Annotated in this window: 9 protein-coding genes; 7 read left to right on the top strand and 2 right to left on the bottom strand. The window is 63.7% G+C overall.

Annotated elements, in window-relative coordinates; translation table 11 throughout:
• The first annotated feature begins 136 nt into the window (after positions 1-136).
• From NKJ20_RS33075 to NKJ20_RS33060, 4 genes are all read left to right on the top strand, one after another.
• Complete coding sequence (locus NKJ20_RS33075) at positions 137-2,287, top strand: ParB/RepB/Spo0J family partition protein (RefSeq protein ID WP_352749793.1); 2,151 nt, start codon at positions 137-139, stop codon at positions 2,285-2,287.
• Positions 2,288-2,360: 73 nt separating this feature from the next.
• On the top strand, positions 2,361-2,837 hold the full coding sequence (locus tag NKJ20_RS33070; RefSeq protein ID WP_352453162.1) for a UCP036055 family protein: 477 nt from the start codon (positions 2,361-2,363) through the stop codon (positions 2,835-2,837).
• 82 nt (positions 2,838-2,919) lie between these two features.
• Positions 2,920-3,312, top strand: a complete 393-nt coding sequence (locus NKJ20_RS33065) for a hypothetical protein (protein ID WP_352453161.1) — start codon at positions 2,920-2,922, stop codon at positions 3,310-3,312.
• 133 nt (positions 3,313-3,445) lie between these two features.
• The gene (locus NKJ20_RS33060) at positions 3,446-4,075 is read left to right on the top strand and encodes a DUF1419 domain-containing protein (RefSeq protein ID WP_352749794.1); all 630 of its coding nucleotides are present in this window, start codon (positions 3,446-3,448) and stop codon (positions 4,073-4,075) included.
• 418 nt (positions 4,076-4,493) lie between these two features.
• On the opposite strand, the gene NKJ20_RS33055 is transcribed toward NKJ20_RS33060, so the two are convergent.
• Positions 4,494-4,889: a hypothetical protein gene (locus NKJ20_RS33055; RefSeq protein WP_352749791.1), complete on the bottom strand. Its 396-nt coding sequence runs from the start codon at positions 4,887-4,889 to the stop codon at positions 4,494-4,496.
• Positions 4,890-5,354: 465 nt separating this feature from the next.
• Between NKJ20_RS33055 and NKJ20_RS33050 the strand changes: the two genes are divergently transcribed.
• On the top strand, positions 5,355-6,038 hold the full coding sequence (locus tag NKJ20_RS33050) for a transposase (protein ID WP_352749789.1): 684 nt from the start codon (positions 5,355-5,357) through the stop codon (positions 6,036-6,038).
• 35 nt (positions 6,039-6,073) lie between these two features.
• Here the strand turns inward: NKJ20_RS33050 and NKJ20_RS33045 are convergent, their stop codons facing one another.
• Entirely contained in the window at positions 6,074-7,267 is a 1,194-nt protein-coding gene (locus NKJ20_RS33045) for a DUF1173 domain-containing protein (protein WP_352749788.1), read from the bottom strand.
• A 185-nt stretch (positions 7,268-7,452) separates the two neighbouring features.
• On the opposite strand from NKJ20_RS33045, the gene NKJ20_RS33040 reads away from it, so the two are divergent.
• Together NKJ20_RS33040 and NKJ20_RS33035 are read left to right on the top strand one after the other, a co-directional pair.
• The gene (locus tag NKJ20_RS33040; protein WP_352749786.1) at positions 7,453-11,286 is read left to right on the top strand and encodes a strawberry notch C-terminal domain-containing protein; all 3,834 of its coding nucleotides are present in this window, start codon (positions 7,453-7,455) and stop codon (positions 11,284-11,286) included.
• An 11-nt stretch (positions 11,287-11,297) separates the two neighbouring features.
• Positions 11,298-12,356, top strand: coding sequence for a DUF7146 domain-containing protein (locus NKJ20_RS33035; protein ID WP_352749785.1), 1,059 nt, complete (start codon positions 11,298-11,300; stop codon positions 12,354-12,356).
• Positions 12,357-12,616: the final 260 nt, after the last annotated feature.

Below are 12,616 nucleotides of genomic sequence, written 5' to 3'. Positions count from 1 at the left end.
GGAGATGTTGGTGGCTAGTCTTCCAACTCGGCTTTTCTCCTTTCTGGTCAAAGAGTTAGAGGGCTGTGCTTGGCGCACTGACGGGCTTGGAGGTTCGGGGAGAGGCCCCGGGCCGCCCGTCATGGAGAACCTGACCATGGCAAAGAACGCCATTCAGAAGATCGCGATGAACGCCGCGGAGAACATTCCCTATGACAAGCTCAGGCTGTCGCAGAAGAATGTCCGGCGCATCAAGGACGGCGTGTCTATCGAGCAGCTGGCCGAGGACATCGGGCGGCGAAAGCTCATCCAGAGCCTGAACGTCCGTCCGATGCTCGACGGCGAGGGCGAGGAGACCGGCACGTTTGAGGTGCCGGCCGGCGGTCGTCGCTATCTCGCGCTCGCCATCCTCATCAAGCAGAAGCGCCTGGCCAAGAACGAGCCGATCCCCTGCATCGTCAACCGCAGGCAGGAGACCTCGGCCGAAGAGGACTCGCTTGCTGAAAACCTGCGGCGCGCCGACCTGCACCCGCTCGACCAGTTCCGGGCCTTCAAGACGCTCAGCGATCAGGGCCTCGATCCGGACGAGATTGGCGCCCGCTTTTTCGTATCACCGGCGACAGTGAGACAGCGTCTGCGGCTGGCATCGGTGTCGCCGAGGCTTCTCGGTCTCTACGAGAAGGACGAAATCCGGCTTGAGCAGATCATGGCGTTTTCGATCTCGGACGATCATGCACGTCAGGAGCAGGTCTGGGAACGGATTGTCGGCTCGCACATGCAGGAACCCTATTACATCAGGCGCCTGCTGACGGAGACCACGGTCAGGGCCGATGATCGCCGGGCCGTCTATGTCGGCGCCGAAGCCTATGAGGCTGCAGGCGGCGTCATCCTGCGCGACCTGTTCGAGCAGGATTCCGGCGGCTGGTTCCAGGATGCGGCACTCCTCGAGCAGCTTGTCTTCGACAGGCTGAAGGTGGATGCCGAGGCGATCCGCGCCGAGGGCTGGAAATGGGTCGAGGCGGCGATCAGCTTTCCCTACGGCCATACCTCCGGCATGCGGCGCATCTATGCCGAGCCGCAGGAGCTCAGCGCCGAGGAGATCGAACGCTACGACGCGCTCAAGGCCGAATACGACAAGCTCGACGCGGACTATGCCAAGGCCGAGGATGCCGACAAAGCGATCGAGGCGAAGCTCGACCAGCTGGGCGCAGAGCTCGATGCGATCGATGATCGTCCTCAAAGCTACGATCCCGCCCAGAAGGCCATCGCCGGTGTGTTCGTTACCCTTGCCGCGAACGGCAAGCTCCAGGTCGACGCCGGTTTCGTGCGGTCCGAGGACGAACCGCGGACCGAAACCGGCGATGTCCGTGAGGGCGAGGAGCAGGATGCTGGAGATGAAGCCAGATCCAATGGCGACGATGATGGCGATGGTGTTGTCGTCAACGGCAAGCCGGTGAATGACAGCGCTAGTGACGACGGCGAGGACGATGGCATCAAGCCGCTGCCCGATCGGCTCGTCTTCGACCTGACCGCACAGCGGACGCTGGCGCTGCGCAACGCGCTCGCCGCTGACGTCGACATCGCCTTCGTCGCCGCACTCCATGCCTTCGTCCTGCAGGTCTTCTATCGCTTCGCGCCGGACACGTGCCTGGAGATCAGCCTGAAGAGCGGCGGCTTCAGCCAGGTCGACGGTCTTGCCGAGACATCCTGGGCGAAGGAGATCGCCGAGCGCCATGAAGCCTGGGATCGCGATCTGCCCGATGAGGCGGATGGCCTGTGGAACTTCCTTCTCGGCCTCGACGAAGCAAGCCGCAAGGCGCTATTCGCGCACTGCGTCTCGCTGACCCTCAATGCGGTGGTCGAACCCTGGAACAGGCGACCGAAGGCGCTCAAGCATGCAGACGTGCTTGGCCGTTCCCTCCAGTTCGACATGGTCGACGCCGGCTGGACGCCTACGGTCGAGTTCCTCGGGCGGCTCACCAAGGCGCGGATTCTACAGGCAGTCCATGAAGCTCGTGGCGCAGACTCCGCGCAGCTGATCGACCACATGAAGAAGGACATCATGGCGCGTGAGGCCGCGCGTCTTCTCGAAGGGTCGAACTGGTTGCCCGAGCCGCTGCGTCTTGAGGTCAATGAAGTGGCTACCGATGCTGGCGACGCGGTCGCCGGCGATATGTCGGACGAGGCGGCTCTCGACGGCGATGCCACCGAGCTGCCGGCCTTCCTCGCCGACGATGCGGATCCGTCCTCCGATGAGCCGGTGACCATCGACGGCGACGAGGCGGACCACCTCCAGGCCGCTGAATAATCGGCCTCACGCTCGCACCGGGCCCGGCACTCCCGCCGGGCCCTTTTTCGTTTTCCGACATGGAGAAACCCGCATGTCCGCACATATCGTGTACGAATCCGCCCCATTGGGGAGCGTTATCCGATACAGCGACGGCGCGGCGAAGCCGCCGGCTCGCTTTTCCAAGAAGTTCGCCGTCTGGGAGAGCCGCAACGGCGTCGGTCGCCTGGTCAGGAAGGAACCGCCGGGCGAGCGCGCGACCTATAGCTCGCCCGCCCATTTCACCCTGCATGAGGGCGATTTTGGGCAGGGCGGCATCATCGTCGTCTCGGTCAGGCGCACTTGGTCCGTCGAGAGTGACCTGCGTTTCGAGGTCATCGAGCGTCCCATGATCGGCATGGTCCGCGTCCTGCAGGAACTCGGCGACAGCCCGGAGCTGCTCTATCTCGCCAAGGATCGCGAGGCGGCCGAACGCTGGCTCGCCAGCAATTCGTACAGCCGAGCCTATCTCGAAGAGGTCTCCGCCGATGAGGTCGGCGCCCACGTCATTGAGGGCCGCGCGGTCGCCTGACCGTTTCACCATTTAACCCACCCGACCACAGGCCCGGATCGCGCGAGCGATCGCGGGCCTGTTCAATTTCATGGAGATCGACATGTTCGACTGGAACAGAAGCTGCTCCTATGACGAGCAGCACAAGAGACGTTTTCACGCGACAGCCCGTTCACGGCTGAAGAAACTCGCCGCCGAACTAAACCTGCCGCAGGGAACTTTTGACCTGCGCTCAAACAACACGGGCATAGCCGTTTCCGGTGAAATCACCCTGCACCATGACCGCGCCCACATCCAGGTCGGCCAGTTCGGTTTGTCCTCAGGTCACGGCATCCTGATCCGCACCTGCAAGGGCCGCAAGGACTACATCGGCGGGGCCAACCACTTCGTCGCGCTCGGCATGCTCGACGACATCCCGGCGCTCGCCGCCGCCGTGCGTGCCATCACTGGGGTTGGTCGAGACGCTTCGCCTTCCTCCGAGCGACGCGCCGCCTGAATCCTGCAAACCCCATCATCGCCGGTGCACACGCCGGCCGCAGGCTCGGCCAGTCGACAGCCACAACATCACCAAGCACTTGCGACGACGCGGTTCATGCCGCGCGTGGCCGACCCGCGTTCAGGAGAACCCCATGACCGCACATCCACCCTTCAGGAAGGTGCTCGACGGCGTCGCCACCCGCGAGCAGATGTTCCAACAGCTCAGCCGACACAAAGATACTCCCGGCATCGATCCGCTTTCCGGCACTCCCTATTCAGGCGAGTGGTTCCAGATCACCGCGTCAGAATATCACTTCATGCTCGGTTTGCTGCCGCCGCTCTTCATGCGCACCGGCATGTTCGGCATGTCGGAGTTCAAGGCCGGCAACGTGACCAGCGTATTCTTCGCGATCCGGATCCGCGGCCGCGAACGCTGTTTTCATGGTTTTTGCGACCTCACGGACCGGCAATCCCCGGACAAGATGCGCGCCGCCATCGCCCACGAGACCGGCGCGAGCGACAGCAGGACCCGCGCGGAGAAGCTCGAGGCGATCTGGAACATGACCCCCGTCGAACTCAGGGGCATCGCCCGCAACGCAGATCCCGAGACCGGGTGGGCCGAACATCGCGGCAAAGGCACGGTTCTCGTTAACGCCGGAAGGCATGATGCAGTCTTCAAGCTGCTCGATGATCTGTCGGATCTCGAGATTGACGAACTCCTGTCCTCCGCCCGATCAAGCCGGAACTCAAAGAAGGGAGGCGACGATAAAGGTTATCCCTGAGAGCTGCCGCTCGGAAGCGAAACGTCCCTATTAGCACGGTCCGCCTACTCCGCTGAAATGAGGCGCGTCGGATAGGCTATGCGGCGCGATGTCTATCGAGGAGGCGTACCATTGGACGCCGACGGGCGAGACGCTCTCGCACATTACGATCGCTTGCACGCAGCCCTATCGCTTTCCAAGATACCGTGACGGCAACCGACATTGCTCGATCAGTGCGTCGCCGCCGGCCGGCGCATTTTCACGGTATTTAAGGCCAGCACCGACCAGGTGCTCGTAGTCCAGCGAGCCACCTATCAGGGTCAGACTTCAACTCGGATGATCCTTGTCACCTGATCACCGTGGGTAATCGCCCTTAGCGAAGCCGTGTGGCCGGCTGGTTCGACGATATGATCGGCCAGTCACCGCGCAAAACTTCGGATCAGGACCTGCCGCGCAGGATGTATCCGGCATTGCGTAAGGCGCCGATGAAGAGGCTGGCCGGGCCGGCGATACTCGTCCTGGCCTGCATCGGTAGCGGCAGAGTGTTCCAGTCCTCCAAGGGAGCGATAAAGCTGGAGAAAGTGCCATTGATCATCCAATGGCTGATCGCCGAGCCCTGCTTGTCCAGCGCCAGAATGCCTGTCTGGTTGCTTGGATATCGGACGGCGGCGATCCGCTGCATTTCCAAGTCGCCATCGATGCGCAAATCAAAAAGCAGGACGCCGTGGCTTCGGTTGGCAATTTCTGCGACTTTTTCCGTGAATCCAAGAGGAAGCGCACGGACGCTGTCGACCGCCATCCCGAAAACAATCGCGTCCAGCTCGTCCGCCGCCATGAGAAGATTTGCTCCCAAGAAAATCAGGATTGCAATCGATGCAGTCGGTTGTGCACAGTCATCGGATGCGGACGGCTGTGAATCCCTTGTGTTTGCCCGGCGGCAACGAATGACGGCGTAGGCGGCGCTCGATGCAGGGAGGGGTTCTTTACCGAACCTGGAGCATGCGAGCCTCGTCAGCATGTCGAAATTTGTCAGCTGCCGGTGGATCGAGCGAAGTGGCGCCTGTGGATGGCGGGCATGGATAGGCTCTGAAGGTCGCGTCAAATGAGACCTCGGCTCGCAATAGACCGTTTGCGTCCCGGTAATCGAGCCAGTCCCCGAGGTCAGGGAAACCTCGCTTGCTCGTCGCTGGCCTTCTCCGATAAAGCTCGGCAAGAGCGATAAGATGCTTAGGCGCAGAATACTCGCTGACGCGAAACAGCGACTTGGCTGCAAGTCGCCCTCACATCAAGGAAGGGACTAATGAAGCGGCAGATCCGGCCATTTATCGTGGAAGTCAAACAGAAGCGCGGCAAGCAAAAGCCAAGCCAGTCGATCTGGGGTGGTCTCGACCTGTCCAAAATTGTCACCGAGATGACGCAGCTGTCTGATGGTGCTCAGCTGCCAGGTTCTGAGCTCATTGACTCCAGTATAAGACCCATCGATGCTGAAGACGGTGACAATCGACAAGCGGAGCATATCATGGCCGATTCTCAGGAAGCTCAAACTGTTCAGACAACAGTAGCACCAGCCAAAGTGGAAGCCCCTGAAGCGAAGAAGAAAGTTCCGCGAGCAAGGAAAGCGAAGGCAGAGCTCGCCAAGCCGACCCGCAAGAACGGGGCGAGACCAGGACCTCAGGCGGCTGAACCTGCGGTGGCGGTGCGGACCGCCCGGAAGACCTATTCTGAGAAGGAACGCGCCCAGAAGCTTGCCCAGATCGAGAAGTCGATCGCTGGGGGTGCGACCAGCAAGAGTGCGGTCAGCCAAGCCGGCATTTCGGAGCAGACCTATTATCAGTGGAAGAAGGTTGCAGCGCCAGCCGCAGATAGCGGCGATCTGAAGGACCTGCTCGCGCTCGAGGAAGAAAACAAGCGCCTTAAGAACCTGCTTGCTGACCGTCTGCGCAAGGAAAATGCCGAGCTCAAGAAGAAGCTGGGCCTGGGGTAAGACATACTGAACCTCGTCGGAAATTCCGCCGACGCTCAGAGCGGCAACGGCGGCATATCGCCTTCGCCGACCCGCCACACCCAGGAGCCGATCTCCGGACGCGCGGCGATCATTTCGTCGAGCGAAGCCTCGAACGCTTCGTCCGCACCGGCCGGGACGACAAAGAGCGCGATCGGCTCTTGCCTGTTCTGGAGCAAACCGTTGGCGATCGGCTGGTCAGTTTGCAGGTCGTAGCGCAATCCCTTCACGCTCTTCTCGCGAAGGCGGGCGAGCGCGTCGACCAGCCGCTTCTCCGGGACCGTCTCGTAAGGGATCCAGTTCTCGGATACCACCATTAACGCGACCTCCTCAACAACGGCGAGGCCGGCCGGGTTCAGTCCGAAGGTCGCGATCACTATCAGATGTGAGCTGGAATCCGCTCCCCACAGCGACAATTCTCTCTCGAAACGTGCCTGCAAACGCCGATGCAATGCATCGTCGATGACAAAGGGAAAGCCGGGCAAATGTCTGACGACAAGTTTCCGACCGGATCGGGCGGGCATGATTTCCTTCACCTCGCCGACCAGAACCAGTAGCTTTCGTGGGCCGGATTTTGGCGGGAGCGCCGTGCCGAGAACCGCGTTGCGACGTTGTTCGATCGCTTCCTTGTTCTCGGAGCGAAACGGCTCGGGCACAAACAGGATATCCGCGAGCGGTCCGCCCCTCACCGTCATTTGCCCGGCAGCCTCAAGCAGATGCCAGCGGACATTCCACCAATGGCGCTTGCCAGCCCAGCGGGATGTCCAGACCGTCAATTCGGCCTCGTGCCACAGATAATGGAGGAGGCCACGCAGCGACATCCTCCTGGGGTCTCCGGTTACACTGGCGGAGCTCTCGCCAGCAGGCGCGGACGCTGCCCGGCTCCCCGTCTTCGACAGTCTGAAATCGAGTTTCAAAGCAGCCATGCCGCTTTGCGGATCGAGCTGTATCGCGCTGCCCATCAAGGCGCCCAGCCCGGACAGTTCGTAAGGTGATTCATATGAATCGCAGGACGGATCATGCCCGCCGCCGCTCAGCGGCATGCGCTTGATCAGGTGAAGGTCGCCGATGCGGGCGATGTACATCGGGCAGCCCGGCTCGCGGCACAGGCATAGCGGACGCTCGGTGCGAGCATAGGCGTTCGCCAGCGCCGTCTGCAGGTCAGGCGCCCCTTCCTCGTAAACCGCACTGCCAATTCTGAACCGTCGCATCACCTCCGCAGCTCCAGGTGGCCGCCGCATCCCTGTCCGCGCATTCAAGGCATGGCTTTGCGGAGAGCGCAACCCGTTTGGTGCATCGGCGCCAGAGGCAAAGGGGAGCCGGGAGGAGTGCGGCCCGGCTGGCGCGGAGAGAGTGCCGGCGCGGGCGCCACTCCCCTCTCGCAAAGGACATCTCCATGAACATTGTTTCGACCACCTCGACCGTCGCCCGGACGGCCGCTCCCCTCGGCGTTCCGGCACAAGACGCCATCGACACCGCCCAGGCGATCCATCAGGCGGCAATGCTGCTTTTGCCTTTCCTCGAACAGGGCAAGCCTGTCACCACCGCCGCACTGCGCACCGTCATGACGACAAGTTTTGGCGGCAGCGATGCGCAAGGGTTCTGGGTCTGGAAGGACGCCTATGAGGCGCTCGAAATCGCGCAAGTGCTGTTTCTGCGCCGATTCGGACCAGCGATGCTGTCCCGGTCCACCACGCCGCAGGCAACTCTAGCGATGATGAAGCGCATCGCCGAACTTCTTCCTACCCATACGCGACGGTCCGACGAGAGCCAGGCCATGCAGCAGCTCTCCACGCCCTTGCCGCTGGCCTTCGTCACAGCGCACGCCGCGTCGATCGCATCTTGCGATCTCGTTCTCGAACCCTCGGCCGGCACCGGTCTGCTCGCCGTCCATGCCGAGATGGCGCGCGCCTCGATCGCCCTCAACGAGCTTGCCGCGACGCGGGCCGATCTCCTCGGCCTGTTGTTCCCACGGTTTTCCGTCTCGCGGCACGACGCCGCCCATATCGATGATCATCTCGACGCGGCCATCGAGCCGTCCGTCGTCTTGATGAATCCACCCTTCAGCGTCGGTGCCTATGTCGAAGGCCATGTCGGCGACGCGGCATGGCGGCACCTCTCTTCCGCATTCGCACGCCTGTGTCCGGGCGGACGCCTCGTTGCCATCACCGGCGCCGGGCTGTCTCCCGAAAACCCGAAATGGCGGCTCGCCTTAGAACGCCTGCAGCAGCAGGGCACGGTCATCTTCACCGCAGCGATCGACGGCCGCGTCTATGCCCGCCACGGAACCACCACCGAGACCCGCCTGACGATCATCGACAAGGTGCCGGCCGTCGATCCGTCGCGTTTCGTCGCCTTGCCAGGCAAGGCCAAGGATGTCGAAACGCTGCTCTCCTGGATCTCCGATCTGCCGCCCCGGACTTTGGGTGGATTCCCGGATTCGATCGGTGCATTGTCCAGCGGCATCCTGCGCAATGCCGCCATGCAGATGGCTGCCCGATCGCAGAGAGCCGCACCCCTCGCTGTCTCAACGGCTGCTCCAAAGGCAATGCAATCGGTCCGTCCGATTGCGCGAGCGAAGCCCGCTCGCCAGGTCATGGCAAACAGCACGCCGGCTATTCCCCTTGCCTACGAATTGCGCGACTGGATGCCGGAGGAGGGCGGCCGGCTCACCGATTCAATCTACGAACCCTACGCGCTTCAGTCGATCGATATTCCCCGCGCCAAACCGCATCCGACGCCGCTCGTACAGTCGGCCGCAATGGCCGCCGTCGCGCCACCAAAACCTTCCTATCGGCCGCTTCTTCCTGATGCGATCATCGACGAGGGCCTGCTGTCGGACGCCCAGCTCGAAAGCGTCATCTATGCCGGCGAAGCCCATTGCGGCCATCTCACCGGCGCCTGGACGGTTGACGAGACCTGCGATGTCGTCTCGGCCGCGCCAGAAGGTGCTGCGAACGCTGTCCGCTTCCGCCGTGGATGGTTTTTGGGCGATGGAACCGGCTGCGGCAAGGGCCGGCAAGTCGCCGGCATCATCCTCGACAATTGGCTGCAGGGCCGCCGCCGTGCGATCTGGATTTCCAAGTCGGACAAATTGCTTGAAGACGCCCAGCGCGATTGGGCAGCCCTTGGCCAGGAAAAACTTCTCGTCCAGCCACTCTCACGCTATCGGCAGGGCACACCGATCCGACTCGCCGAGGGCATCCTGTTCACGACCTACGCAACCCTGCGCTCGCAGGAACGGCAGGGCAAGAAATCCCGGATCGCTCAGATCCTCGACTGGGTCGGACAAGAGGCGAGGAGGGACGAAGGCCCGACGGGGATTAAAGAAAGCCAGACAGGGATTGGAGAAAACCCGTCGGGGGCCAAAAAATCTTTCGATGGCGTCATCGTCTTCGACGAGGCCCACGCCATGGCCAATGCCGCTGGCGGCAGAAGCGAGCGTGGCGATATCGCTCCGTCGCAGCAGGGCAGGGCCGGACTGCGGCTGCAGCACGCGCTGCCCGACGCGCGTGTCGTCTACGTCTCCGCGACCGGTGCGACTGCCGTCGAGAACGAGATGGTCGAAAAACTCGGATCGCTGCCGCCGGTCGGCAGTGCCCTTGACCAGATCATCCATCACTTTGGCACCGACACCGTCGCCGAGGTGACCGGCCGCTCGCGGCGCATCGTGAAGAAGACCGGCGGCGACGGCATCGACCGGCTGGCCGTGGAAAACCGCCCTGGCTCGGCCAATCTGGCCGAGACGCAAAGCTTCATGGATGACGACAAGAGCGTGCTGATCTTTTCGGACGCCGGCGGTACCGGCCGTTCGTATCACGCCGATCTCGGGGTCAGGAACCAGAGGCTGCGCAAGCACTATCTGCTCGAGGCCGGCTGGCGCGCCGACAACGCCATCCAGGGTCTCGGACGGACCCACCGCACAAATCAGAAGCAACCGCCGTTGTTCCGACCCATGGCCGCGAACGTGAAAGCCGGCAAGCGCTTCCTGTCGACGATCGCACGACGGCTCGACACGCTGGGCGCGATCACGCGCGGCCAGCGCCAGACCGGCGGGGCAGGGCTGTTCCGTGCCGAAGACAATCTCGAAAGCGCCTATGCCCGCGCGGCGCTGCGGCAGTTCTATCATCTGCTGCACCAAGGCAGGATCGAGGGCTGCTCGCTCACGACCTTCGAGACTGTGACCGGGCTGTCGCTGACGACTGACGAGGGCGGGCTGCGCGACGAGTTGCCGCCGATCACGACCTGGCTCAATCGCCTGCTGGCGTTGCGCATCGAAACCCAGAACCTGTTGTTCGAGGTGTTCGAGCAGCTGATGGCGGCGAAGGTTGAGGGCGCGATCGCCGCCGGAAACTATGACAAGGGACTGGAGACGATCACGGCCGAAAGCATCGTCGTCACCGATCGCCGCACCGTCTACGCGCACCCGGTCTCCGGCGCGCAGTCGCATGTGCTGACCGTCGCGCGCAAGGACCGTATCCGGCCGCTCGGCCTGGTCGACGCACTGGCCATTGTCCGGGCGGAGCCGCAATCGGTTCTGCTGGTGAACACACGTTCCAGCCGCGCGGCGATCCGGCTGCCGACGGCGAGCCTGATGCTCGATGACGGCACGATAGAGCACCGCGTACGCCTGCTGCGGCCGACCGACGAGCTGCGCTTCGGTCTCGACGCCCTTGCCGAAACCCATTGGCAGCCGACCGACCGAAAACTGTTCTGCGACCTGTGGCAGGCAGAAGTCGCCGCCGTCCCGGACTTCATCACCAGCACCTTTCATATCGTGACGGGTCTGCTGCTGCCGATCTGGCATCGGCTGCCGGACGACGACTGTCGAGTCTATCGTATGCAGACCGACGCCGGCGAACGCATCATCGGCCGCCACATCGCGCCGACGCTGGTCGCGACCATGTTGCGCAATCTCGGGGTCGACGATGTACCCAAGCTCGCGCCGGAAGATGCCTGGACCGCACTTGTCGACGGACGGATCGGACTGCAACTCGCCGATGGCCTGATTGTGCGCCGCAGCCGCGTCATGAACGACTACCGTGTCGAATTGATCGGCTTCACCGACGCGATGAACCCCCGGCTGAAGACGCTGGGGCTGATCTCCGAGATCATCTCCTGGAAGCTGCGGCTGTTCATCCCGACGACCGCGCAAGGGTCCGCCATCCTCGCCGCGCTCCTCGATCGCCATACGCTGGTTGGCGTCACCGACCGTACCGCGGCGGCTTGAGGGGGGCGATCATGACCGGCTCGGCCTCCGAGCTGGCACGCCGCCTTGGCGATCATGCCGAGGCGGTGTGCCGCGAATATCTCTCCAACGGCCATCGCATGGGCAATTACTGGATGGTCGGCGATGCCCGCAACACCCGCGGCCGCTCCATGCATGTTCGGCTCAAGACCAGTGCCAAGGGCCCTGCGGGTAAGTGGGTCGATGAGGCGACCTCCGAATTTGGCGATCTGCTCGATGTCATCCGCGAAAGCTGTGGTCTGGTCGACTTCCGCGAGGTCGCGGATGAAGCGCGTCGCTTCCTCTCCGTGCCGCTGCCACCGCCCCAAGCTCCTGGCGCGCAACGCCAGCCTGCCGCGGCACCCGGCTCGCCTGACGCGGCGCGTCGCCTGTTCGCCATGTCGCAGCCGATCGCCGGCACGTTGGCCGAACGATACCTTGCCGGCCGCGGCATCCTGCTTTCCGCGCATGAGCGTGCCGTGCGCTTCCATCCCGGCTGCTACTATCGCGATCTCATCACTGGCGAAACGCACACGCTTCATGCGCTGATTGCAGCTGTCACCAGCCTCGACGGACATATCACCGGCCTGCAGCGCACTTACCTCTCCCCTGGGCTCGACCCGAGCGGCAAGGTCGGCAAGGCGCAACTCGCCGATCCACGCCGCTCGCTGGGTCATCTCTTGGGCAACGCCATCTGGCTTGGCCTTGAGCCCGGTGCGCCTGTACCGGTCATGGCCGCCGGCGAGGGGTTCGAGACGATGGCTTCGCTCCGGACATTGATGCCGGCGCTGCCGGTGGCTGCCGCCACCTCAGCCAATCACCTCGCCGGCCTCACCTTCCCGCCTGGCTGCCGTCGCCTCTACATAGCAGCCGATGCCGACGCCGCCGGCCGGTACGGCATCGAGCGCCTCAGCCAGCGCGCAGGCGAGTCAGGGATCCTCGCCCTGGTGTTGCGGCCGCAGCTCGGCGACTTCAACGACGATCTGCGCCATCTCGGCCCAGCTCATCTCGCCGCATGGCTCAGCGATCAGCTCGTCCCGGAGGATGCCCGTCTCTTCCTGCCGCCCGGATGAACGGGCGGGGCCAGGCAGGCGGGTGGCGTCACCGGAAGCCTTGCAGCCATGGCGACGGTCCGCCGGAGAGGCTGCGCCCGCGGCCTGCCCGAGAGGCGACCCCTGCCACGCCCCTGTCACGGCCGCAACGGCTGCGCCGTCCGCCCCCCCCGCCCCCCCCCAAGGTGGCGGGCGCGGCCCGCGGCCCGGGGGCCGGCCCGCGAGCACACCCCACACTACCCCGCCGCCCCCCCCCCACCCCCCCCCGACAAACACCAAAC

The organism is Mesorhizobium sp. M0185 (assembly GCF_040322175.1).
Taxonomy (GTDB): Bacteria; Pseudomonadota; Alphaproteobacteria; order Rhizobiales; family Rhizobiaceae; genus Mesorhizobium.
The sequence above is the reverse complement of the archived record's forward strand: the minus strand, read 5'-3'. Positions and strand labels throughout refer to the sequence as shown.